20 protein-coding genes and 1 tRNA gene are annotated in these 22974 nt (G+C 70.7%); 9 read left to right on the top strand and 12 right to left on the bottom strand.

The window, feature by feature from the left end:
- Positions 1-21: 21 nt before the first annotated feature.
- Both ACFWRO_RS08890 and ACFWRO_RS08885 read left to right on the top strand, forming a co-directional pair.
- Positions 22-1278 carry an FAD-dependent monooxygenase gene (locus tag ACFWRO_RS08890; RefSeq protein WP_384506404.1) on the top strand — a complete coding sequence of 419 codons (1257 nt, stop codon included), beginning with the start codon at positions 22-24 and terminating at the stop codon, positions 1276-1278.
- A gap of 355 nt (positions 1279-1633) precedes the next feature.
- A complete protein-coding gene (locus ACFWRO_RS08885; RefSeq protein WP_384507174.1) occupies positions 1634-2134 on the top strand; it encodes a hypothetical protein in 501 nt (166 codons plus the stop codon).
- Positions 2135-2188: 54 nt separating this feature from the next.
- Here the strand turns inward: ACFWRO_RS08885 and ACFWRO_RS08880 are convergent, their stop codons facing one another.
- Positions 2189-2866 (bottom strand): pentapeptide repeat-containing protein, encoded by a 678-nt coding sequence (locus ACFWRO_RS08880; protein ID WP_384506401.1) that lies wholly within the window; start codon positions 2864-2866, stop codon positions 2189-2191.
- 122 nt (positions 2867-2988) lie between these two features.
- Between ACFWRO_RS08880 and ACFWRO_RS08875 the strand changes: the two genes are divergently transcribed.
- Complete coding sequence (locus tag ACFWRO_RS08875) at positions 2989-3987, top strand: zinc-binding dehydrogenase (protein ID WP_384506398.1); 999 nt, start codon at positions 2989-2991, stop codon at positions 3985-3987.
- A gap of 465 nt (positions 3988-4452) precedes the next feature.
- Here the strand turns inward: ACFWRO_RS08875 and ACFWRO_RS08870 are convergent, their stop codons facing one another.
- From ACFWRO_RS08870 to ACFWRO_RS08860, 3 genes are all read right to left on the bottom strand, one after another.
- The gene (locus tag ACFWRO_RS08870) at positions 4453-4929 is read right to left on the bottom strand and encodes a GNAT family N-acetyltransferase (protein WP_384506395.1); all 477 of its coding nucleotides are present in this window, start codon (positions 4927-4929) and stop codon (positions 4453-4455) included.
- Positions 4930-4975: 46 nt separating this feature from the next.
- A complete protein-coding gene (locus ACFWRO_RS08865; RefSeq protein WP_384506392.1) occupies positions 4976-5926 on the bottom strand; it encodes an aminoglycoside phosphotransferase family protein in 951 nt (316 codons plus the stop codon).
- Positions 5927-5987: 61 nt separating this feature from the next.
- Complete coding sequence (locus ACFWRO_RS08860) at positions 5988-6677, bottom strand: DsbA family protein (RefSeq protein ID WP_384506389.1); 690 nt, start codon at positions 6675-6677, stop codon at positions 5988-5990.
- Positions 6678-6816: 139 nt separating this feature from the next.
- On the opposite strand from ACFWRO_RS08860, the gene ACFWRO_RS08855 reads away from it, so the two are divergent.
- The gene (locus ACFWRO_RS08855; RefSeq protein ID WP_384506386.1) at positions 6817-8232 is read left to right on the top strand and encodes an NAD(P)/FAD-dependent oxidoreductase; all 1416 of its coding nucleotides are present in this window, start codon (positions 6817-6819) and stop codon (positions 8230-8232) included.
- 120 nt (positions 8233-8352) lie between these two features.
- Here ACFWRO_RS08855 and ACFWRO_RS08850 read toward each other — a convergent pair whose 3' ends face one another.
- Positions 8353-10446 carry a restriction endonuclease gene (locus ACFWRO_RS08850; protein WP_384506383.1) on the bottom strand — a complete coding sequence of 698 codons (2094 nt, stop codon included), beginning with the start codon at positions 10444-10446 and terminating at the stop codon, positions 8353-8355.
- Positions 10447-10538: 92 nt separating this feature from the next.
- Positions 10539-10617 (bottom strand) — tRNA-Thr (locus tag ACFWRO_RS08845).
- A 160-nt stretch (positions 10618-10777) separates the two neighbouring features.
- Here ACFWRO_RS08845 and ACFWRO_RS08840 point away from each other — a divergent pair.
- The 4 genes from ACFWRO_RS08840 (at position 10778) to ACFWRO_RS08825 (ending at position 15053) form a co-directional block, all read left to right on the top strand.
- The gene (locus ACFWRO_RS08840) at positions 10778-12181 is read left to right on the top strand and encodes an RNA-guided endonuclease InsQ/TnpB family protein (protein ID WP_384506380.1); all 1404 of its coding nucleotides are present in this window, start codon (positions 10778-10780) and stop codon (positions 12179-12181) included.
- A gap of 357 nt (positions 12182-12538) precedes the next feature.
- Entirely contained in the window at positions 12539-13636 is a 1098-nt protein-coding gene (locus ACFWRO_RS08835; RefSeq protein WP_384506377.1) for an ABC transporter ATP-binding protein, read from the top strand.
- A gap of 234 nt (positions 13637-13870) precedes the next feature.
- The gene (locus tag ACFWRO_RS08830; protein WP_362007620.1) at positions 13871-14284 is read left to right on the top strand and encodes a hypothetical protein; all 414 of its coding nucleotides are present in this window, start codon (positions 13871-13873) and stop codon (positions 14282-14284) included.
- A 49-nt stretch (positions 14285-14333) separates the two neighbouring features.
- A complete protein-coding gene (locus ACFWRO_RS08825) occupies positions 14334-15053 on the top strand; it encodes an NDP-sugar synthase (RefSeq protein ID WP_384506372.1) in 720 nt (239 codons plus the stop codon).
- Positions 15054-15167: 114 nt separating this feature from the next.
- Here the strand turns inward: ACFWRO_RS08825 and ACFWRO_RS08820 are convergent, their stop codons facing one another.
- The 6 genes from ACFWRO_RS08820 to ACFWRO_RS08795 all read right to left on the bottom strand — a co-directional run bounded on the left by ACFWRO_RS08820 (position 15168) and on the right by ACFWRO_RS08795 (position 21585).
- A complete protein-coding gene (locus tag ACFWRO_RS08820; RefSeq protein ID WP_384506369.1) occupies positions 15168-16769 on the bottom strand; it encodes a DoxX family membrane protein in 1602 nt (533 codons plus the stop codon).
- 142 nt (positions 16770-16911) lie between these two features.
- Positions 16912-17871: a 23S rRNA (guanosine(2251)-2'-O)-methyltransferase RlmB gene (rlmB, locus tag ACFWRO_RS08815; RefSeq protein WP_384506366.1), complete on the bottom strand. Its 960-nt coding sequence runs from the start codon at positions 17869-17871 to the stop codon at positions 16912-16914.
- Positions 17872-17969: 98 nt separating this feature from the next.
- Positions 17970-19367 (bottom strand): cysteine--tRNA ligase, encoded by a 1398-nt coding sequence (gene cysS, locus ACFWRO_RS08810; protein WP_384506364.1) that lies wholly within the window; start codon positions 19365-19367, stop codon positions 17970-17972.
- A gap of 123 nt (positions 19368-19490) precedes the next feature.
- Positions 19491-19994, bottom strand: coding sequence for a 2-C-methyl-D-erythritol 2,4-cyclodiphosphate synthase (gene ispF / locus ACFWRO_RS08805; protein ID WP_384506361.1), 504 nt, complete (start codon positions 19992-19994; stop codon positions 19491-19493).
- Complete coding sequence (gene ispD, locus ACFWRO_RS08800; protein ID WP_384506359.1) at positions 19984-20733, bottom strand: 2-C-methyl-D-erythritol 4-phosphate cytidylyltransferase; 750 nt, start codon at positions 20731-20733, stop codon at positions 19984-19986. The genes ispF and ispD overlap by 11 nt, the downstream gene beginning before the upstream one ends.
- Positions 20734-21102: 369 nt before the next feature.
- The gene (locus tag ACFWRO_RS08795; RefSeq protein ID WP_003953493.1) at positions 21103-21585 is read right to left on the bottom strand and encodes a CarD family transcriptional regulator; all 483 of its coding nucleotides are present in this window, start codon (positions 21583-21585) and stop codon (positions 21103-21105) included.
- A gap of 663 nt (positions 21586-22248) precedes the next feature.
- Between ACFWRO_RS08795 and ACFWRO_RS08790 the strand changes: the two genes are divergently transcribed.
- The gene (locus ACFWRO_RS08790; protein WP_384506356.1) at positions 22249-22929 is read left to right on the top strand and encodes a DUF461 domain-containing protein; all 681 of its coding nucleotides are present in this window, start codon (positions 22249-22251) and stop codon (positions 22927-22929) included.
- Positions 22930-22974: the final 45 nt, after the last annotated feature.

Genomic DNA, 22974 nt, shown 5'->3' with positions numbered 1-22974 from the left:
CGTTGTCGAGTGGGAGCGCGCGTGAAGATCGCCTGCGTCGGCGGTGGGCCCGGCGGCCTGTACTTCTCGATCCTGATGAAGCGGCAGGACCCGTCCCACGAGATCACCGTCTACGAACGGAACCCGGCCGGCTCCACGTACGGCTGGGGCGTCACCTACTGGGCCGGGCTCCTCGACAAGCTGCGGGCGGGCGACCCGGAGTCGGCGGACGCGATCAGCGCGGCGTCGGTGACCTGGACGGACGGCGTCGCCATCGTCCGCGACGAGCGGACCGTCCACCGGGGCGACGAGGGCTTCGGCATCGGCCGGCGCCGGATGCTCGCGCTCCTCGCGGAGCGGGCGGAGGCCCTGGGCGTACGGGTCGAGTTCGAGCACGGGATCACGGGCCCGGACGCCCCGGAGCTGGCTGACGCGGACCTGGTGGTCGCGGCGGACGGGGTCAACAGCGCGCTGCGCGAGGCGTACGCCGGACACTTCGGCGCCGAGATCGCCTCGGGCCGGAACCACTACATCTGGCTCGGCACGACGAAGGTCTTCGACTCCTTCAGCTTCGCCTTCAAGGAGACGGAGCACGGCTGGATCTGGTGTTACGCCTACGGGTTCAGCGGCGAGCGGTCGACGTGCGTGGTGGAGTGCGCCCCGGAGACGTGGACGGGGCTCGGTCTTGACCGGATGGGCGAGGCGGACAGCCTGAACGTGCTGGAGAAGCTGTTCCACGACCTCCTGGACGGCCAGCGGCTGATCGGCCGCGCACAGGACGACGACGCGGCGCAGTGGCTGAACTTCCGCACCCTGACGACCCGCGCCTGGCACCACGGCAACCTGGTCCTCCTCGGCGACGCCGCCCACACCACCCACTACTCGATCGGCGCGGGCACGACGCTGGCCCTGGAGGACGCCCTGGCGCTGGCGGAGGCGCTGCGCGGGGCGGGCGGGGTTGAGGGTGGGGCCGGGAGCGTTGCCGGGGCCGGGGCCGCTGGCCTCGACGCCGCGCTCACCCGCTACGGCAGGCGGCGCCGCGCCGAGCTGCTCTCGGCACAGAGCGCGGCCCGCTACAGCGCGCGGTGGTACGAGAACCTCCCGCGCTACATGCGGCTGCCCCCGGGCCAGATGTTCGCGCTGCTCGGCCAGCGCCACTCGCCCCTGCTCCCCCACATCCCGCCGCAGCTCTACTACCGGATCGACCGCGCGGCGGACGGCCTGGAACCCCTCCGCCGCCTGAAGCGCTGGCTGGGCCCCCGCCTGGCCCGCACCCTCCACGCCCGCTCACGGGGCTGAGGGGGGCGAGCGCGACGGGACGGGCGGGCGGGCGTCCGCCCCGCTCAGGTACGGGTCAGGGCCCCGTCACGGGCAGGCAGACGTCCGGGCGTACGCGTCCCGGGCAGGCACTCGCCCGGGCGTACGCGTCCCGAGACGGGTACCCGACCCCGGGCAGGGCTCCGTCCCGCCCGGGTACCCGACCCCGGGCAGAGCCCCGTCCCGCCCAGGTACCCATCCCCCGGGCAGAGCCCCGTCCCGCCCGGGTACCCGACCCCGGGCAAGGCCCCGTCCCGCCCAGGTACCCATCACCCGGTCCCCCGGGCAGGACCCCGTCCCGGGCAGGCGGACGTCCGGGCGCGTGGGACCATCGTCTGTGCTCGACATCGGCTACTCCCTCTCGCGTCGCTTCCCCGACCCCCCGCAGACCGACTACCGGCGCGCGGACGTCCACGCGCTCCGCCACGACCTGTTCTGCGGAGACGTGTACCTGGCCGACCCCAAGTCCGACCGCGAGGTGTCCACAGCCTGGGGATGGGTGCCGGTGCTCGACTTCGCGTGGGCGCTGTGCGACATCGTCGAGCAGCTGGACCGCGACCCGCGCGGCAGCCGCTCCGCGAAGCGTCAGTACGCCGAACTCGACTTCACCGAGTCCTCGGACCTGATGCTCTTCGAGCGCCGCTTCGGCTGGGTGGACGTGGAGGCCGACTGGATGCCGGGCGACGAGCCCCCGGTCACCTTCAGCCACCGCGAGCTGCGCCGCGAGGCCCGCGACTTCCTGCACGACCTGGTCGCCGACCTCACCGACATGCACGAGGGCCTGGGCGACAACCCGGTGATCTGGGACCTCCAGGCCCGCTTCCCCCGCGTCCCGTAGCCCTGCGTCCCGTAACCCCGCCTCCCGTAACCCCGCCTCCCGTAACGCTCTCCTTCACCCCTGGTCCTCCACCCGCACCCCCAACTGGGCGGCGAACAGCGGCGCGAGGTCCAACAGCTGCCCCGTACTGATCACGGCACCCGCGAGCGCGTCCACCCCCCGCGCGATCTCGATCCGCTGCACCGTCCGCAGGTCGACGTCCGTCATCCGGACCCCGCTGAAGTCCACCCCCGTCACCACACAGTCCCGGAACTCCACCCGCTCCAGGACCGCACCCCCGAAATCGGGCTCGGCGAGCACGCAGCCGTCGAAGACGACATCCTTCAGCTTCGCCTCGCGCAGATTCAGATAGTCGAGCTTCCCGCCCCTCACCAGGACCCGCTCGAGCACCGACCCGTGCAGCTGCGTCCCGCCCAGCCGCGCGTCCACGATCTCCACGTCACGCAGCGACGCCCCCGCCAGATCCGTACCGACGCCACGGATCCCGCTCAGTACGGAATCCAGGACGCGCGCTCTGGTCAGCCGCGTCTCGTCCAGCGCGCAGTCCCGCACCGCGCAGTCCAGGAACCGCGCCCCGGTCCCGCTCTGCCCCGCCAGGTCGAGCCCCCGGAACTCCAACCCGTCGTAGTCCCCGTCCGGCGCGAGCCCTCCCCCCTCGTACGCCTCCAGGGGCGGCAGCCGCACCTCCGCCCGCCGCGCTGCCGCGATCTTCTTCTTCCTGCCCGTCGTCATGGATCCATGGTGCCGGGCACCACTGACAACGCACGCCCGCCAAGAAGGCTTGACCTCAAGTCCACTTGAGGTCAGAGGCTGTACGCGCAGCCGCACACCACCCACCGACCGGGGAGTACACCATGCACGCGATCCGGCTCCACGCCTTCGGCCCGGCCGAGAACCTCACGTACGAGGAGGTCGAGGACCCGGTCCCCGGCCCCGGTCAGGTACGGATCGCGGTCGCCGCGGCGGGCGTGCACCTCCTGGACACGGTCCTGCGCATGGGGCACACCGGTCCCTTCCCGGCCCCGGCCGAGCTGCCCACGATCCCGGGCCGCGAGGTCGCCGGCACGGTGGACGCGCTGGGCGAGGGCACGGACGCGTCGTGGCTGGGCCGGCGCGTGGTCGCCCACCTGGGCATGGCCCCCGGGGGCTACGCGGAGAAGGCGGTCGTCGACGCGGCCAAGCTCCACGCCCTGGCGGACCACGTGGGCGAAGCGGAGGCGGTCGCGATGATCGGGACGGGCCGTACGACGCTCGGGATCCTCCAGTTCACGGAGCTCGGCCCACAGTCGATCGCGATCGTCCCCGCGGCGGCGGGCGGCATCGGCACCCTCCTCGTCCAGTACGCGAAGAACGCGGGCGCCACGGTCATCGGCCTCGCGGGCGGCCCGGAGAAGGTGGCCCGGGTCCACGAGAACGGCGCCGACCTGGCCGTCGACTACAAGCTCCCGGACTGGCCGGACCGGGTCCGCGCGTTCCTGGGCGCCAGGACGGCGACGGTCGTCTTCGACTCCGTCGGCGGGGACACGGGCCGCGCGGCGGTCGACCTCCTGGGCAAGGGCGGCCGGCACCTGGTCTTCGGCTGGTCCAGCACGGGCCTCCAGGACGGCGAACCGCTCACGTTCACGGAGAAGGAACTCGCGGCCAGGGGCATCACCTCGGAATCCGTCCTCGGCCCGACGATGCTCCAGAAGGCGGGCGGCGACATCCGCAACCTCGAACTCGCCGCCCTCGCCGCGGCCACCACCGGCACCCTCCGCCCGGCCGTCCACACCTTCCCCCTGGCCGCCGCCGCCGAGGCCCACCGAGCGCTGGAGACCCGGGGCACCATCGGCAAGGTGGTCCTGATCCCGTAGCGAACGGGGCGACAGCGGGCGGCAGGCGACAGGCGACAGGCGGAGGGAAACAGCCGGCAGGCGGACAGAACAGCCGGCCCTCAGCAAGGGGTACCGAGGACCGGCCGGATGGGCACTGCTCAGGCGTCGTCGCGGACGGCCAGCCTCGTGATCGCGGCCCACAGTGCCTTGACTGCGAGTGCGACCGCGAACCGTGAGGCCAACTCCTTGATCCAGGACTCCTTATCCTTTGCGGCCATCTTGCAACCTCCTCGTCCGGGCCTACGGCGAGCTGACGCTCACCGCCGAGATGGCAGGGGAACCACCTCGTACGAGGAGGGAAAGACCGGCCCCGGCGAGGCCCCCTCTGCCTCCGCCGGGGCCGGCTCCCCTATGCGCCCGGATCAATGAGGTGCATGGATCCAGGCTACTCGCTAGCGACCCGTAACTCGGCTTATTCACAAGCCAGTTGACGCGACAATCGCGCTACCCGCCCGCACCCAGCCGGCGGAGGGCGTCGTCCGTCAGCCGGTTCACCGTCCACTCGTCCATGGACACCGCGCCGAGCGACTTGTAGAACTCCAGGGCGGGTTCGTTCCAGTCCAGGACCGACCACTCGAGGCGCTCGTACCCGCGCTCCACGCAGATCCGGGCCAACTCGGCCAGCAGGGCCTTCCCGTGGCCGCCGCCGCGGCTCGACGGCCGGACGTACAGGTCCTCCAGGTAGATGCCGTGGACCCCGCGCCAGGTCGAGAAGTTGAGGAACCACAGGGCGAAGCCCACCGGTTCGCCCTCGGGGGACTCCGCGATGTGGGCGTAGGCGGCCGGCTGGGGGCCGAAGAGCGCCTCGTGGAGCTGTTCGGGGGTCGCGCGGGCCTCGTGGAGGGCCTTCTCGTACTCCGCGAGTTCGCGGACCATCGCGTGGATCACGGGCACGTCGGCAGGTGTGGCGGTACGAATCATGTCCCCAGCCTGCACCGCGTCAGCGTGCTCGTACCACCTTCCACCTTCAACGCCCGCGACTCATCCCACCCATCAGGCTCCGGGCGATGACGACCTGATTCGGGTCGAGGGCCGGCTCCCCGTCCTCCACGTCCCACAGCCCGTTCTGCAGCACGCGCCCCAGCGTCCACGCCAGCGCCCGCTCACGATCGAGCCCGAGCCGCTCCGTCAACAGGTCGAACCGCCACCGCGTCACGACCGCCGGATCCGCACCCCCGTCGCCGTCCGCGCCACCGTCCGCATCCCCATCCACGCCCCACAGGTCCGTCAGCGCCGGAAGCAGGTCGAACCCCGGGTCCCCGGCGAGCGGCTTCGGGTCGATCGCCAGCCACGGCTCGCGCTCGGCCGCGAGGATGTTGTCGTAGTGCAGGTCCCAGTGGAGCAGCCGGTCGCCAGGCTCGCCCATGACCTCCCGTACCGCCGCCGCGCAGTCCCGCAGCAGCGCCGCGTCCTCCGCGCCGAGCCGGGCCGCCGCGTCCGGGGTGTCCGCCACCATCCGCGCCGCGATCTCCCCGAGCCCCCGCAGGCCCTCCGGCGCGGGTACGGCGACCAGGCGGGCCAGCAGGTCCGCGAGGATCCGTACCGCCTCCCGCGCGTCCCCCAGCGTCGACAGGTGCCGGCCCTCGTCAAGCCGCTCCAGCAGCATCGTGCCGGTCCCTGCGTCCTCCGCGAGCAGCCGTACGGCCCCGGCGCCGTCCCAGATCCGCAGCGCCTCCGCCTCGCCCGCACTCTCCTCGTCGAGGAGCTGCATCTTCAGCGCCGCGCGCGTACCGTCCGCGCTCCGGGTCACCGGCAGCACCAGCGAGGCGACCCCGTACATCGAGGGCCCGGTGACCCTCAGCCCCCACCGGTCCAGGAACTCCCGCGCCCGCCCGGGCAGCGCCGCGACGAACGCGCGGCCGGCCTCCCCGTTGTACTTCGCCTGTGACGCTGCCAGTTCAGCGGGAATCTCGATCACAGGACGAAGTTACACACGAGCGCGGCAGGGCACACCCGAGTAAACCCCGCCCTCAGACCCCTCAGACCCCCGCGTCCCGCAACACCCGAGCGAACGCGTCCTGGTCGTACAGCGCGTCGCCGCCCACGCCCACCTGCCGGCCGTCGACCAACACCGACGGCGTCCCGCCGACCCCCGAGTCCTCGAAAGCCTTCTCCGCCGAGGCGACCCAGCCGTGGTACGTGTCCTCCCGTACCGCCCGGTCGAACTCCGCGCTCCGCAGCCCCTCCACCCGGTCCGCGACCTTCAGCGGATCCTCCGCCCCGCCACCCGCGAACAGCGCGGCCTGGAACTCCGCGAACTTCCCGGCCTCCGCCGCCGCCCGCATCGCGTTCGCCGCGCGCGCCGAGGCCGTACCGCCCGAGCGCGCGTCGAGGAAGGAGGCGACGACGTACTCGATCCGTACCTTCCCCTCGGCCGCCGCCTGCGCGAGCGCCACGGCGCCGCCCTCCTCGAACTTGGCGCAGTAGCTGCACCGCGGGTCGAGATACACGGTGGCGGTATGCGGAGCCTTCGGATCCCCAACGATGATCTTCGCCCCTTCCACAACGGTCGTAAGGCCCGCGCCGACAACGGCAGTGGGCCCGTCCGCGTCCTCGGCCACGGCCGCCGACGCGGACGTGACGGAGGACGAACATCCCGCCCCGGCCAGCGCGACGGCCCCGGCCGCAACCAGGGCCACGGCAACGCGAACAGTCCTGCGTACGGGCATGAAAGGGTCCTTTCGGAACGGGCGAGACGGCAACGAAATCCGCACCCTCGAACCTAGGCGCGCCCGGCACCCCCGCCCCGCGCCGAAAGACCCTGATGGCAGGGTCCAAGGCCCCCACCCATCCAGTACCCTCCCGCCCATGGTCAGCAGGAACAGCAGGAACAGCAGCAGCACGATCAACGGCGGCATCTCGTTCTGGTACGCGCAGGAGGGCGCCCCCGCCCCGCGCGAGCCGCTGCCCGGGGACGCCACGGCGGACGTATGCATCGTCGGTGGCGGCTACACCGGCCTGTGGACGGCCTACTACCTCAAGAAGGCGGTCCCCTTCCTCAACATCACCGTCCTCGAGGCCAAGTTCTGCGGGTACGGTGCCTCCGGCCGCAACGGCGGCTGGCTCTACAACGGCATCGCAGGCCGCGACCGCTACGCGAAGCTGCACGGCCACGAGGCGGCGGTCCGCCTCCAGCAAGCGATGAACGACACGGTCACCGAGGTCATGCAGATCTGCGCGGCGGAGAACATCGACGCGGACATCAACCGCGGCGGCGTCCTGGAGATCGCGAACTCGCCGGCCCAGCTGACCCGCCTCAAGGCCTTCCACGCGGTGGAGATCGCGTTCGGCGAGAAGGAACGCGAGCTGTACGGCGCCCGGGAGACGGCCGACCGCATCCGGGTCGCCGGCGCGGTCGGCTCGTCCTGGACCCCGCACGGCGCCAGCCTGCACCCGGTGAAGCTGGTCAAGGGCCTCGCGGCGGCGGTCGAGGCGCTCGGCGTGACGATCCACGAGTCGACCCCGGTCACGGAGATCAAGCCGAAGCACGCGATCACCCCGTACGGGACGGTCCGCGCGCCGTACGTCCTGCGCTGCACCGAGGGCTTCACGGCATCCCTCGCCGGCCAGCGCCGCACCTGGCTGCCGATGAACTCCTCAATGATCGCGACGGAACCTCTCACCGACGCCCAGTGGGCAGAGATCGGCTGGCAGGGCGGCGAAACCCTGGGCGACATGGCGCACGCGTACATGTACGCCCAACGCACGGCGGACGGCCGCATCGCCCTGGGCGGCCGAGGCGTCCCGTACCGCTACGGCTCGAAGACGGACAACGACGGCCGCACGCAGCCCGAGACGATCGAGGCCCTACGCGACATCCTCACCCGCTTCTTCCCGTCCCTCACGGGCATCGGCATCGACCACGCCTGGTCCGGCGTCCTGGGCGTCCCCCGCGACTGGTGCGCGACGGTCACCCTGGACCGCTCGACGGGCCTGGGCTGGGCGGGCGGCTACGTCGGCTCGGGCGTAGCCACAACCAACCTGGCAGCCCGCACCCTGCGCGACCTGATCCAACAGGACTCGGGCCAGTCGGGCCCCACAGACCTGACGGCCCTCCCCTGGGTCAACCACAAGGTCCGCAAATGGGAACCGGAACCCCTCCGCTGGCTCGGCGTCCAAACCATGTACGCGGCCTACCGCCAGGCAGACCACACCGAATCCACCACCCACACGGCAACGACCTCCCCCATCGCCACCCTGGCCAACAAACTCTCAGGCCGCTGACGGCGACCCCACCGACGTCGACAGGGCCCGGACCGGCACATACGCCGATCCGGGCCCCACCCGTTCCCCGGAAGCAGAGATCGGAGATCCGAAGGTCTGCGCCCTCCGACCCAAGGGCTCCTACTCGACCTCGATACCGAAGTCACCCACCAACTCCGCCAACCCGCCCCTGTAGCCCCTGCCTCCCAGCACGAAATCCCAGTCGCCCCCCGAGCGCCGCCGGAACGACCCCAGTACCAGAGCAGTCTCACCGGCCCGGCCCTCAGACACCTGCAGCTGATCCAGCTCGGCGCCCGAACCATCCCGCAGCCGGATGCCCGCGTCCACGAACCCGGCGAGGTCCGCTTCCGGATTCACCTCAGGATCGACAGCCGCCACCAGCACCAGCCGATCCGCCCGCGCAGGCAGAGCATCGAAGCCCACCCGGACAGCAGCCTTGTCCCCCCACAACGCAGGCACCATCCGCACCACACCATCCGGCGTCGAAGCGTTGTTGAAGAAGACGAAATACTCCTCCCCGAGCACCCGGCCCCCCTCACACACCAACGCGCACACATCCAGGGCCACCGACCCCGACCACACCATCCCCAGCACGTTGACCTCATCATCCGCCCCGGCTGGAGCCAACGCCTCGGACACCACCGTCACCGCCTCCGACACCCCCGTCCCCAGCCGGCCCCGCAAACCGTGCTGATGCAGCAGATCCACCAACTCCGCACCCGAGATCAACGTCAACGGCTTCCCATTGGCGAAGGTGTACGAGCCCGGCCCGAACTCGGACGTCGTCACCAAAACCCCCTTGTTCGCACCCGCCCCCTGGACCGTCCCGTACAGATCGCGCACCGCACTCGGCGGCACCGTGTTCCGATACCGCTTCACCTGCACGACGATCGACCCACCACTGATCGGATCCGGGTCCAACGCCTCTACGTCCACACCACCATCGTTGGAACGCCGCGTCGTCACCGCCTGCAGCCCCCGCGCCCGGAACAACTCCGCGACCAGCCCCTCGAACGCGATCGGATCCATCGCCAAGAGATCGGGCTCCTCGCCCTCACCATGCGACACCACCCCGGACGCCACCCGCTCCGGCACGAGCAGAGGCACCACCGCCACCCGCTCATCAGGCTTCGCGGACAGACGCCCCGACACCGCCCCCGTCAGACACTCCACCGCACTGACCAACTCAAGATTGAGCCCGTCGAAGACCGAACGCTCCACCAACACCGACGCGACGCAGACACGCGCCGCCAACCCCGTCGCCGGATCCACCCCACCCACAAAGCCGTTCAGTGCCACCCCCTCCAGGACACCGAACCGGTCAGCGGCAAACAGATCCCGCACCGCGAGCAGCACACTCTGCGCCACCACGTCCCGGTACAGCGCCCGCCGCTGCGGCACCGGCCGCGGAACCTCCTTGTCCTGGTCGGTACTGGGCAGATACTTGACGCCCTTCGCCCCCGGCACGACCTCGAACCCCGGCAGATCCCAGTCCAGAACCAGCCCGCGCCCCCCACGGTCATACGCAGCCGACACCTGCCGCGGAAACCCCTCCGGCCACGCCATCGACGCGTACAGAACCGCCGAGAAGAACTCCACCACCGTCTCCGGGTCCCCCGCCCGCAGAGACTCCACCATCCCGGCGATCCCGCTGTTGTGCGCCCGGATCTCAGCCAAGCGCCCCGCGGCCCACTCGTCGTACTGACGCCGGTAGGCGGCCAACTGCTGCTGGCGCTGCCCCTCCGCAGCCTGCGCCGCGTACCAATCCCGCTCGAACCGCGCCCGCGCCTCCTGCTCCGCCTGCGCCCGCCCCGACGCCGTCCAACCTCCCTGCCCCAGATAGCGCCGCTGATCCGGCATCACCACCGGCTGCGCGAGCGGCCCTGGAGCGAACGGCTCGATCTCCTCCGACCGCCGCATCGACTCCACACCGAACGCCGCAGCCCGACACCCCCGCGCCAACAGCCCGGACAGCACCTCGACCCGCTCGTCCAACTCCCGAGTCCGCCGCAACGCATCCGCATCACGATGCTGCCGATACGCGGCACGCTGCTCCCGCTGCATCCGCGCCACATCCCGCTCATGCGACCGCTGCACCCGCTCCGCGTCCCGCTGCTGCCGCAGCACCGCCTGCAGCTGCCCTTCCCGCTCCCGCTGTGCCAAACGCTGCGCCTCGGCCCACGCACCGATCAGCCCACTGGAACGACGACTCATCCGCCGCACCCCTCCCCAGAAACACCCCGTCCAAATACGCCCCCGTAACGCACAAGTGTCCCGGACCTGTGTGGTCCGGGACACGAGATTGGTGGAGCCTCCTGTCGGATTCGAACCGACGACCTTCGCATTACAAGTGCGGCGCTCTCGACCGGGCTGAGCTAAGGAGGCATCGCACGCTTTCGCCCGCGCGCGAGGGGCTCCCCCACTCTACACAGCTCTGCGAACCCCCAGCCAAGAACTTCACGACCACCGTAACCACCCGCCCACACGTTCGTTGACCGGACTGGAGTGCCGTTCCGAATATCAGACAGCAGGGTGGGGAGGGGCGATGGCCGAGCCATCGGAGGAGGAGCCGGTACGGGTCGTCGGTGCTGAAGCCAAGCGCGTGAAGCGTGACGCGCTGGGCATCGCCGACCGGCATGAGAGGCACGGTCGCGCTTCTGGGGTGATGCGACAACGGGTCAAGCAAGCGGGCACGCAGCAGCGGGTCTACCGCTACCGCTTCTATCCATGCCCCGACCAGGCCGAGCAGCTGATCCAGACCTTCGGCGCCTGCCGTTGGGTCTACAACGAGGGCCTGGCCCTCCGGTCGGGTGCCTGGGAGCAGCACCGCGTCTCTGTCGGGTTCGCGGAGACCTGCCGGGCTCTGACCGGATGGAAGAGAGAGGAGGGGAGGGAATGGTTACGTGAGGTGTCGTCGACGGTATTGCAGCAGGCGCTGCGACATCTGGACGGGGCGTTCTCGCGGTTCTTCAAGATGTCGGCGAAGTACCCGAAGCAGAAGAAGAAGGGCCGGTCGCGGGATTCAGCGGTGTACGTCAGGACCGGCTTTCGGTGGGTCGAGGATCCCGAGCGCCCTGGCACCGGTCTCGTGACGCTGGCGAAGCAGACGACACCGCTGGATGTCCGGTGGTCGCGTCCGCTGCCGGCCGGGCAGATGCCGGTGCGGCTGAATGTGACGCGGGACCGTGCGGGGCGCTTCTTCCTATCCGTCCTGGTGGAGGAGCGGATCGAGCCGCTGCCACCCGTGTTCCTGTCCGGCGGCTCCGAGCCGAAGGCGGTGGGTCTGGATCTTGGTCTTGCGGCTCTGGTGACTCTGGACGACGGCTCTGTGCTTGAGCACCCGCGTCTGCTGAAGAAGTACGGGGAGGAGCTGGCCCATCGCCAGCGGCAGATGCATCGTAAGAAGCGAGGTTCGAAGAACCGGGGGAAGGCGAGGGTGCGCATCGCGCGTCTGTACGCGCTCATCGGCGATGTCCGCAGGGATCTGTTGGATCAGTTCACCACCCGCCTCGTGCGCGAGAACCAAGTGCTCGTGGTGGAGGACCTGCCCATCGCCAACCTGATGCGTCCGGCTGTCGGGAAGGGGCGGCGACGAAAGGCGAAGCTGAACCAGACGATCCGGGATGCGGCCTGGGGTGAGCTGCTGCGCCAGCTGCGCTACAAGTGCGAGTGGTACGGGCGAACCCTGGTGATCGTGGACCGGTTCTTCCCTTCGACTCGCCGTTGCTCTACTTGCCACACCAAGGGGCCTCGACTGGACGTCTCCGTTCGGGAGTGGACCTGCGCGGAGTGCGGTGTCGTACACGGCCGGGATAGGAACGCAGCCGTCAATCTCCGGGACGAGGGGATGCGGCTGTACTGGTTGGTGGCGGCGGCCCTGCCGCCCGGCAGGGCCGCGCCTTCCTTGATCCGAGCCTCGGAACTGCCAGACGCTGTGCTGGCTGCGTAGGCCGACGATCAGTACGGACCGACGGGCCGTCGGTCCGGAATGCATGTGGAGCCCGCGTAAGACCGGCTCTGTGCGGCCCTCAGGGCCGTACTGGTTCGGCGATGGGTGTTGAAGCATGAAGCGCCATAGAGATGGCAGGGCCAAGAGTCAGCTGCTCTGCCACCGAAGGCGCGGGTCAAAAAAGTGCTGCTCTGCCCAGGAGCGAGCCCCCGTCGAAAATCTCTGCGTCCCCGACTACTGACAGATCGGACATCGCCAAGGTAGCGTCACCCCCGGTTCACTCCGGTGGACTAGACCTCAATCCTTCCTTTACTCGGATCGTCCGGCACGTTCCTGCCGGTGAAGGGACACGCCATCATGGCTTCTGTCACGTTCGACAAGGCGACCCGGCTCTACCCGGGTTCCGACAAGCCCGCCGTCGACCAGCTCGAGATCGAGATCGAGGACGGCGAGTTCCTCGTCCTCGTCGGGCCCTCCGGCTGCGGTAAGTCCACCTCCCTGCGGATGCTCGCCGGGCTCGAGGACGTCAACGGCGGCTCCATCCGCATCGGTGACCGCGACGTCACGCACCTGCCGCCCAAGGACCGGGACATCGCCATGGTGTTCCAGAACTACGCGCTCTACCCGCACATGAGCGTCGCCGACAACATGGGCTTCGCCCTCAAGATCGCCGGCGTCAACAAGAGCGAGATCCGCGCCAAGGTCGAAGAGGCCGCCAAGATCCTCGACCTCACCCCGTACCTGGACCGCAAGCCCAAGGCGCTCTCCGGCGGTCAGCGTCAGCGTGTGGCGATGGGGCGCGCCATCGTGCGTGAGCCCCAGGTCTTCCTCATGGACGAGCCGCTGTCGAACCTCGACGCCAAGCTCCGTGTGTCCACCCGTACGCAGATCGCCTCGCTCCAGCGCCGGCTCGGCATCACGACCGTGTACGTCACCCACGACCAGGTCGAGGCCCTCACCATGGGCGACCGCGTCGCCGTCCTCAAGGACGGGCTGCTCCAGCAGGTCGACTCGCCGCGCAACATGTACGACCGTCCGGCCAACCTCTTCGTCGCCGGCTTCATCGGCTCCCCCGCCATGAACCTGATCGAGGTCCCGATCACCGACGGCGGCGTGAAGTTCGGCAACAGCGTCGTCCCGGTCTCCCGCGACGCGCTCTCCGCCGCCTCCGGCAAGGGCGACACGACCGTGACGGTCGGCATCCGCCCCGAGCACTTCGACGTCTCGGGCGCCACCAGCAAGGAAGGGCTGGCCGTCTCCGTCAACGTCGTCGAGGAGCTCGGCGCCGACGGTTACGTCTACGGCTCCGCCCGCGTCGGCAGCGAGGACAAGGACCTGGTCGTCCGCGTCGGCGGCCGCGCCGTCCCCGAGAAGGGCTCCACGCTCCACGTCGTGCCGCGCCCCGACGAGCTGCACGTCTTCTCGACCTCCACCGGTGAACGGCTCTCCGGCTGACGGCTGACGGCTGACGGCTGACGGCTGACCCACCCCGCAGCACCGCTGAACGGCCCCGTATCTCTTGCAGATACGGGGCCGTTCACGTAGCCATCGGGTATGTCGACAAATACCCCGGCACAGCACCCAATTCGGGCACCTCGTCAACACCCGAATCGAAAAGCCGCCTCGAACCATCCCCCGCGAGAGTGACTAAATGTCGCCATATCATCACCGGCCGCTACGCTCGCCTCCGTGACGCACACTGCCCGCCGTATCGGCCGCTCTCTCGCCCTCGTCCTGCCCGTCGTCCTGGTGCTCTCCGGGACGCTCGCGGTCTCCGCCGTCCCGTGGGCCGGCAAGGGGTCCGACACCCAGATGCTCACCGCATCCTCCGAGGACGTCTCCGTCCCCGCCAAGTCCCGTGCCCCGCAGGATATTCTGCGCGACCGCCTCCTCGCTGAGCTTCAGGAGAAGGACCCCGGCACCGCGTTGACGCACCTCCAGCGCGAGATCGAGAACACCCCCTCCCTCGCCAAGCACTGCATGTCCATCGCCCGCGCCCTCGGCAAGGCCGCCGTACGCCACTACGGCCCCACCCGCGCCCAGTCCTACTCCCGCCCGGTCTGCGACACCTCATTCGCGACCGGTGTGATGTACGCGAGCTGACGCCCGACGCTGAACGGCTGCCTCACCCGGTGCGCATATCGTTCGCGGTATGGAAACCTCCCCGACGCAGGCCGTGGTCCTGGCGGGCGGCCAGGGCTCGCGCCTGCGCCCCTACACCGACGACCGCCCCAAGCCGATGGTCGAGATCCCCGGCACCGGGACCCCGATCATCGGCCATCAGCTGTCCTGGCTCGCCGCCGAGGGCGTGACCGACGCCGTCGTGTCCTGCGGCCATCTCGCCGAGGTGCTCCAGGACTGGCTCGCCTCCGCCGATCTTCCGCTGCGCGTGAAGACCGTCGTCGAACCCGAGCCGCTCGGCCGTGGCGGCGGCCTCAAGTACGCCGCCGCGCACCTGCCCGAGCCCACACAGCCCTGGTACGCCACCAACGGCGACATCTGGACCCGCTTCTCCCTGCGTGAGATGGCCGCCTTCCACGCCGAACGCGACGCCACCGCCACCCTCGCCCTCGCCCGCCCCCGCATCCCGTGGGGGGCCGTCGAGACCGACACCTTCGGGCACATCACCGACTTCATCGAGTCGCCGCCGTCGCCGTACCTCATCAACGCGGGCGTGTACGTCTTCTCCGCCGCGTTCACCGAGCTTCTCCCCGACCTGGGCGACCACGAGCGCACCACCTTCCCCCGGCTCGCCCGGGAGCGTCGCCTCGCCGGCTTCCCGCTGCCCCAGGGGGCCTACTGGCGCGCCATCGACACCGCCAAGGACCTCACCGAGGCCGCCAAGGAGTTGGCCGCCCAGGGCGCCCTCTGAGACTCCCTGAACACGTACGCGTATGTACGCGTACGTACGCCGAAGGGCGGCGACCGCTTCTCTCGCGGTGCCGCCCTTCGGCGTTTGTACGTACTCCCTACGTACTCCCTGCCCTCAGCCCAGCAGGCCGCCGATCGGGTTCCTGTTCCCGCCGCTCCCGCCCGACGACGAGCCGCTCGTCGGCTCGCTCGTCCCCGTGCCGCCGCCGCTTCCGCCGCCGTTCGAGCCGCCCGAGCTCGTCGGGCCCGAGCTGGTCGACGGCGGGGCCGCCGGCCTCGACTGGGTCGGCGTACGGGTGCCGGTGCCCTGTGTCGCGGTCGGCCGGCTGCTCTCCGCCCGGCCGGTCTCGCGGGCGGACTCGGTCGGCTCGGCCGTCTCGTCCTTCTCGGTCTCCCCGCTCGCGCCCTGCGTCGCCGACGGCTTGGGCCGCGTGGAGGCGGACTGGGACGGGGTGCGCTCGCCGGGCTCCGCGGGGAGCGTCCGGCCGGGCAGGTGGTTGATCGGGTCGTCGTTCGGACCGGGCACGGTGACCATCTCCGCCGACCGCACCGCCCCGCCGAGCACCGAGCCGACGAGCAGCGTCAGGCCGACGACGACCGAGGTGACGAGCGCGCCGCGGCGCAGGACACGGCGGCGCAGGTCCCACAGCTCCGAGCGCGGGCCGAGCCTGCGCCAGGCCTCGCCGGCCAGGCGGCCGTCGATGGAGTAGACGGGGGCGCCCGCGATGATCAGCGGGGACCAGGCGGCCAGGAAGATGATGTCGGCCGAGTCGTAGACCGGGACGGTCTTCCAGCTGACGGTCAGGAGCAGGGCCGCCGAGAGCAGGGCGCCGATGACGGCGCCGACCCGCTGCCAGAGGCCGAGGACGGTGAGGACGCCGACGACGACCTGGAGGAAGGCGACGGTCAGTCCGGCGCCGACCGGGTGCTGGAGGGCGAAGTCGCGCAGCGGTTCGGCGAGGGCCCAGGGGTTCAGCGAGTTGAGCCACTTGACCATGGAGCCGCGCTCGCCGCCGTCGAAGTAGACGGGGTCGCAGAGCTTGCCCATGCCCGCGTAGATGGAGATGAAGCCGAGGAAGACGCGGAGCGGGAGGAGGACGACGCCGAGGTTCATCCGGCGCCCGGGGTAGTAGGCGTGCCGGACCGGGTCGGCGCCGTGGCGCTGCGACGCGCGGGCGCCGTACTCGTCACCGTCCGCCCCCTCCCCGTGCCCGTAACCCGCGCCTCCGTACAGGCCCTCGCGGTGCGAGCCGTCGCGCGACAGCTCGTACGGAGTCTCGTACGGCTGGTCGAAGGCGCCTTCGGCGCGGCGCATGGGGGGAAGCAGCGGCACGTCGGCGGGGACGACGGGTGTCGGCATGGTGTCGTCGATGCGCGGGATGGCCTGCGTGGCGCCCGCGTCGAGGTGCCCGGGGGGCTCCATAGTGGAGACGGACGACTCCCGGACGGCCTGGAGCAGCCCGGTTGCCCCGGGTGAGGACTTGCCGGTCCACACGACGGGGCGGCGGCGCCCGGCGGACCCGCCCGCCGCTGCCACTCCGGCGAGGGCCGGACCGCGAGAGGCGGCGGCGAACTTCGGCTGCTGGGCCGGCGCGAGCCGCACACGGAAGCTGGCGTGGTTCACGATGACCTGCGCGGGATCGGAATGCACCTTGAGCATGCTCAGCGCGGGCTGATCGTCGAACCCCGGCCGGGGCGTTCTGGTGTCCACACTCATCTAACCGAGTGACGGGGGGTTTGGACACTGCCTTGACGTGCTCGGAATGTCCGAGACCCGTCAAGATCGCGCCATCTGTGCCGATGTACGCGAAAGGGCCCAGCTCAGCGAGCTGGGCCCTTCCCCGAGTGTCGTACCGGCGTCACTTCGCGCGGCGGCGCGCGACCTCGTAGAGGACGATGCCCGCGGCGACACCGGCGTTCAGCGACTCGGCGCCACCGGGCATCGAGATGCGGACGCGGTAGTCGCAGGTCTCGCCGACGAGGCGGCCCAGGCCCTTGCCCTCGCTGCCGATGACGATGACGACCGGGCCGTCGAGCGCCTCGAGGTCCTCGACCGTGTGCTCGCCGTCGGCGGCGAGGCCGACGACCGTGAGGCCCTCCTTCTGGAAGCCCTCCAGGGCGCGCGTCAGGTTGGTGACGCGGGAGACCGGCGTACGGGCGGCGGTGCCGGCCGAGGACTTCCAGGCGCCCGCGGTCATCCCGGCCGCGCGGCGCTCGGGGACGACCACGCCGTGACCGCCGAAGGCGGAGGTGGAGCGGACGATCGCGCCGAGGTTGCGGGGGTCGGTGACGCCGTCGAGGGCCACGATCAGCGGGTCCTCGTGGGCGTCGTAGGCGGCCGCCGTGAGGTCCTCGGGGTGCGCGTACTCGTACGGCGGGACCTGCAGGACGACGCCCTGGTGGTTCAGGCCGTTCGTCATCCGGTCCAGCTCCTGGCGCGGGGCCTCCATCAGGTGGATGTTGCCCCGGTCACCGGCGAGCTTCAGCACGTCGCGGACGCGCTCGTCGTTGTCGATGAACTGCTGGACGTAGAGCGTGGTCGCGGGCACGCCGTCGCGGAGCGCCTCGAAGACCGGGTTACGGCCGACGACCATCTCCGAGGTGCCCTTGGGGCCGCCGCGACGGGGCGCGGGGCGGCGCTTGGCGGCCTGTCGGGCGATGGCGTTGGAGACGCGGAACGCCTTGTGGCCCTTGCGGTCCTCGGCCTTCGGCGTGGGGCCCTTGCCTTCGAGGCCCTTGCGCCGCTGGCCACCGCTGCCGACCGTCGCGCCCTTCTTGTTGGACGTACGGCGGTTCCTGCGCTGGCTGTTCCCGGCCATGACTACCTAATCCTCGGTGTTGCGTACGCACGTGCGTTCACGTCCGTACATAGGTCTGTAAGTGAAGTGTGCCGCCCGGCTGCCCGAGCGGCACATCATCAGCGGCTGCCCAGCGTCCAGCGGGGGCCTTCGGGGCTGTCCTCGATGGCGAGGCCGGACTGGGCGAGCTGGTCGCGGATCGCGTCCGCGGTGGCCCAGTCCTTGCGCTCCCGGGCCGACTCGCGCTGGTGGAGCACCATGCGTACAAGCGTGTCGACGACGCCGTGGAGCTCCTCGCCCCGGTCGCTCTCCTCGGCCCAGTGCGGGTCGAGGGGGTCGAGGCCGAGGACGCCGAGCATGGCCCGGACCTCGGCCAGGCGGGCGATGGCCTCGTCCTTGTCGTCGGCGGCGAGGGCGCTGTTGCCCTGGCGGACGGTGGTGTGGATGATCGCGAGCGCCTGCGGGACGCCCAGGTCGTCGTCCATCGCCTCGGCGAACGCGGGCGGCACCTCGGGGGCCGGCGGCACGGTCTTGCCCGCCTTCTCGGTGACGCGCTGGACGAAGCCCTCGATCCGCGCGAACGCGGCCTCGGCCTCGCGCAGCGACTCCTCGCTGTACTCGATCATCGAGCGGTAGTGCGGGGTGCCCAGGTAGTAGCGCAGGACGATGGGGCGCCAGTTCTTCACCATCTCGGAGACGAGCACCGAGTTGCCGAGCGACTTCGACATCTTCTCGCCGCTCATGGTGACCCAGGCGTTGTGCACCCAGTACGAGGCGAAGTCGTCGCCGAACGCCTTGGCCTGGGCGATCTCGTTCTCGTGGTGCGGGAAGATCAGGTCGAGGCCGCCGCCGTGGATGTCGAAGGCGGAGCCCAGGTACTTGTGGGCCATCGCCGAGCACTCCAGGTGCCAGCCGGGCCGGCCGCGGCCCCACGGCGTCTCCCAGTCGGGCTCGCCGGGCTTGGTCGCCTTCCACATGGCGAAGTCGCGCGGGTCCCGCTTGCCGGAGACGCCCTCGTCGGGCTGGCGCAGGTCGTCGATGTCCTGGTTGGAGAGCTGGAGATAGCCGGGGAACGAGCGGACGTTGAAGTACACGCTGCCGTCGGACTCGTAGGCGTGGCCGCGCTCGATGAGCCCGCGCATCATCTCGACCATTTCGGTGACATGGCCGGTGGCGCGGGGCTCGTAGGTGGGCGGCAGGCAACCGAGGGCGTCGTAGCCGGAGTTGAAGGCGCGCTCGTTCTCGTAGCCGATGGACCACCAGGGGCGGCCCTGGTCGGCGGCCTTGGCGATGATCTTGTCGTCGATGTCGGTGACGTTGCGGACGAACGTGACGTCGTAGCCGCGGTACTCGAACCAGCGGCGCATGATGTCGAAGTTCAGCCCCGACCGGATGTGCCCGATGTGCGGGGCGGCCTGCACGGTGGCGCCACAGAGGTAGATCGAGACGGTGCCCGGTGTGAGCGGGGTGAAGTCACGGATCTGCCGGGCGCTGGTGTCGTACAGGCGAATAGTCACCACTCCAGGGTAGTGGGCGTGTGGTAGTGCCCCGCGACCGATTGCCGGTCGCGGGGCGAGATTTTCGGTGACCCCCGAAGGCGTACGTCCCGGTGTGCGTCCCTGTGTACGTCCCTGTGTGCGTCAGGCGGTGCGGTACACCAGCGCGGTCGCGAGGGCGGCCAGGCCCTCCGCGCGGCCGGTGAGGCCGAGGCCGTCCGTCGTGGTGCCGGAGACGGAGACGGGGGCGCCGACGGCCGCGCTCAGCGCCTTCTGCGCCTCGTCGCGGCGCTTGCCGACCTTGGGGCGTACGCCGATGACCTGGACGGCGACGTTGCCGATCTCGTACCCCTCGGCGCGGACGATCCGGGCGGCCTCGGTGAGGAGGGTGACGCCCGAGGCGCCCGACCACTCGGGGCGGGAGGTGCCGAAGTGGGCGCCGAGGTCGCCGATGCCGGCGGCGGAGAAGAGCGCGTCGCAGGCGGCGTGGGCGGCGACGTCACCGTCGGAGTGCCCGGCGAGGCCGTACTCCTCGCCCTCCCAGAGGAGGCCGGCGCACCAGAGTTCGCGGCCCTTCTCGAAGGCGTGGACGTCGGTGCCGATGCCGGTCCGCGGGATGAGGGGCGCGTTCAGCGGCTCAGAAGCCATCGTTGGCCCTCCGGCGGGCGAGTACGGCCTCGGCGAGTACGAGGTCCAGCGGGCGGGTCACCTTGAACGCCTCCTCGTGGCCGGGCACGACGACGACGGGCGCGCCGAGCCGTTCGACCATGCCGGCGTCGTCGGTGGCGCCGTCACCGGTGAGGGCGACGGTCGCGTGCGCGTTGACGAGGGTCTCGTAGTCGAAGCCCTGCGGGGTCTGGACGGCGCGCAGCCGGGAGCGCTCGGGGGTCGCGACGACGCTCTCGGGGTCGCCCTTCGTCGCCGCGGGCTCGACCTCCTTGACGGTGTCGGACACCGGCAGTGCGGGGACGACGGCGACGGCCCCGTCGCGGACGGCCTCGATGACCGAGTCGACGGTGTCGACGGGGACGAGCGGGCGGGCCGCGTCGTGGACGAGGACGGTGGTGACGCCCTCGGGGAGCGCCGCGAGACCGAGGCGTACGGATTCCTGGCGGGTGTCACCGCCGGGGACGACGAGGTAGTCGGTGCGCTCGGGCAGCGCGTGGTCGTCGAGGAGGTTCTTGACCTCGACGGCGCCGTCCGAGGGAGCGACCACGACGACGAGGGAGACGGCACGGGAGGCGGCCATCGCCCGGACGGCGTGGATGAGCATGGGGGTGCCGTTCAGCGCGCGGAGCGCCTTGGGGGCGCCCGGGCCGAGGCGTACGCCCCGGCCCGCCGCGGGGATCACCACGGCGGTCCGTGTGGGACGCGTTTCGTCAGTCATCGGTTGCACTCCGGCAGGTTTGTTTCCTCGGCGGACATGGGTATGGCCCTGGGGGTGCCCCCGGCCGAAGGCTGGGGGGAGTGCCGGCGCACCGCCTTGACCGGGCCCTTTCCGTGACGACGGTCGGGGCGTGGCGCGTGGCACAAGGTCCGTGGGACGCGATCTGTGGGACGCGAGGGGGTTGGGGATACGGGAGTTTCGTGGACGGACGCGTCACGAGACGGACGTCACCTCGTACGCCGCTCCTCGGCCCCGCGGGCGTCACCGGCGCTCAGGGCTTGAGGCTCCTGAGACGAAACATGCCGCAGCGCCCGGCGGCAGCGCTGTGTGGAACACAGCACGCCAACGGGCACCGCGGCATCGCTTCATTCAGGACGCGAGGACCTCGTCGAGGAGAGCCTCGGCCTTGTCCTCGTTCGTGTTCTCCGCGAGCGCCAGCTCGCTCACCAGGATCTGCCGAGCCTTGGCGAGCATGCGCTTCTCACCTGCGGAGAGTCCGCGCTCGCGCTCCCGGCGCCAGAGGTCGCGGACCACTTCGGCGACCTTGATGACATCGCCGGAGGCGAGCTTCTCGAGGTTTGCCTTGTAGCGTCGGGACCAGTTCGTGGGCTCCTCGGCGTACGGCGCGCGCAGCACCTCGAAGACCCGGTCCAGCCCATCCTGACCGACTACATCGCGAACACCGACGAACTCCGCATTGTCCGCCGGCACACGAACCGTCAGGTCGCCCTGGGCGACCTTGAGCACCAAGTAGGTCTTGTCCACGCCTTTGATCTGGCGAGTTTCGATGGCCTCGATCAGCGCGGCCCCGTGATGGGGATAGACCACGGTGTCGCCAACCTTGAACGTCATGTGACAGGTACCCCTTCCGTGGCTATCCAGGGTAACACGGAAACGGCTTCTTCTGAATGGCGTTTTCGCAGGTCAGGGCATATCTCGGGGCTTGACAACAGCGACGGGGACGTGCTGCGGAGGGCTTCCGGAAGGCGGTATTCGCAGGTCGGAGCGGCTGCACGGACGGAGAGAAACACGGGCGTCACGCCGGTCCGGGGGGCTCCGATGGGGGCGGGATGCCCCGTTTTGGGGGGTTCGGAGCGTACAAGCTCACGTACTCCGTTCGAGGATCGGCCACCCGTGCGGATGCATCCGGGACCGAATCTCGAATTGATCACCCGCAGGTGTGAACCGGGTTTTTCCGTGAGCCGGGCGGTGGAATGCGAGCGCGATGCGAGGACGGTCCCCGAATTGATCAAGTCGGTTATGTGAACGGCGCGTCAATGCGACGTGATCAGGCCATCGTGGAGTGGGTTCGGGATGCTCGCGGGCAGGGGTGCCGGGACGGGGGCGGGGAGGGGCGGGGCTTCAAGGGGCGGGTCGGGTGCGGGCGGGGGAGGGTGGCTCGGTAACCTAAGCCCGCTGACGCACCTTTAGCTCGCCCTTAGCCGGTTGGTCCTGAGCTCGACTCCAGCCGACTCGTCCATGCCTGTTCCGTACGTCCTAGGAGATGCCGCCGCCGTGAGCCGCAGCCTTCGACGCGGCGCCCTCGCCGCAACCGCCATCGTGATCTCGATCGCCTCGCTGTCCGCCTGCGGCGCCGGGAACAACGCGCAGACCCTCGGCGTCAAGCCGGACAACGCCGCCGTCACGGTGGAAGACGTCAAGATCCAGAACGCCCTCGTGATCACCCAGCCGACCGTCGGCGCGGCGGGTCCCGCCGTCGTCTCGGCGACGGTGTTCAACAACGGCAGCACGCCGCAGACGCTCGACTCGATCACCCTGGGCGACTCCCCCGGCCAGGTGAAGCTCAAGCCCGCCACGGGCTCGGGCCCGATCACCATCGCCGCGGGCGGCTCGGTCGTCATCGGCGGCAAGGGCAACGCCTCCGCCACGATCGAGAACGGCCACGAGGCCGTGAAGGACGGCAACGCGCAGGAGCTCGTCTTCAAGCTGAGCAAGACCGGTGACGTGGCCCTGGAGGCCTTCGTCGTCCCGGCGACCAGCTACTTCAAGGAGTACGGCCCGACCGAGATCCCGCAGCCCCCGGCCGCGAAGCCGACGGGTTCGGCCACCGCCACCCCGACCGGCGAGGCGGGCCACGGCGCGGAGCCCGGCTCCACGGCCACCCCGACGGGCACCGCGACCCCGACCGCCACCGGCACCCCGTCGGGCGGCGCCAGCCACTCGGCCGGCCACTGACGCACGCGTACGCGGGAGGGGCGGGCCGCTGGAGTGATCCAGCGG

The sequence above is a fragment of the Streptomyces sp. NPDC058579 genome (assembly GCF_042718575.1).
Lineage (GTDB): Bacteria > Actinomycetota > Actinomycetes > Streptomycetales > Streptomycetaceae > Streptomyces.
This window is presented reverse-complemented; position numbering and strand designations above follow the sequence as displayed.

Bases quoted from the DNA above. Each gene is read 5' to 3' on its own strand.
- ACFWRO_RS08880 (WP_384506401.1), bottom strand. From the start codon at position 2,866: ATGACGACGGGCAGGAAGAAGAAGATCGCGGCAGCGCGGCGGGCGGAG.
- ACFWRO_RS08875 (WP_384506398.1), top strand. From the start codon at position 2,989: ATGCACGCGATCCGGCTCCACGCCTTCGGCCCGGCCGAGAACCTCACG.
- ACFWRO_RS08870 (WP_384506395.1), bottom strand. From the start codon at position 4,929: ATGATTCGTACCGCCACACCTGCCGACGTGCCCGTGATCCACGCGATG.
- ACFWRO_RS08860 (WP_384506389.1), bottom strand. From the start codon at position 6,677: ATGCCCGTACGCAGGACTGTTCGCGTTGCCGTGGCCCTGGTTGCGGCC.
- ACFWRO_RS08855 (WP_384506386.1), top strand. From the start codon at position 6,817: ATGGTCAGCAGGAACAGCAGGAACAGCAGCAGCACGATCAACGGCGGC.
- ACFWRO_RS08850 (WP_384506383.1), bottom strand. From the start codon at position 10,446: ATGAGTCGTCGTTCCAGTGGGCTGATCGGTGCGTGGGCCGAGGCGCAG.
- ACFWRO_RS08840 (WP_384506380.1), top strand. From the start codon at position 10,778: ATGGCCGAGCCATCGGAGGAGGAGCCGGTACGGGTCGTCGGTGCTGAA.
- ACFWRO_RS08835 (WP_384506377.1), top strand. From the start codon at position 12,539: ATGGCTTCTGTCACGTTCGACAAGGCGACCCGGCTCTACCCGGGTTCC.
- ACFWRO_RS08825 (WP_384506372.1), top strand. From the start codon at position 14,334: ATGGAAACCTCCCCGACGCAGGCCGTGGTCCTGGCGGGCGGCCAGGGC.
- ACFWRO_RS08820 (WP_384506369.1), bottom strand. From the start codon at position 16,769: ATGAGTGTGGACACCAGAACGCCCCGGCCGGGGTTCGACGATCAGCCC.
- rlmB (WP_384506366.1), bottom strand. From the start codon at position 17,871: ATGGCCGGGAACAGCCAGCGCAGGAACCGCCGTACGTCCAACAAGAAG.
- ispF (WP_384506361.1), bottom strand. From the start codon at position 19,994: ATGGCTTCTGAGCCGCTGAACGCGCCCCTCATCCCGCGGACCGGCATC.
- ispD (WP_384506359.1), bottom strand. From the start codon at position 20,733: ATGACTGACGAAACGCGTCCCACACGGACCGCCGTGGTGATCCCCGCG.
- ACFWRO_RS08795 (WP_003953493.1), bottom strand. From the start codon at position 21,585: ATGACGTTCAAGGTTGGCGACACCGTGGTCTATCCCCATCACGGGGCC.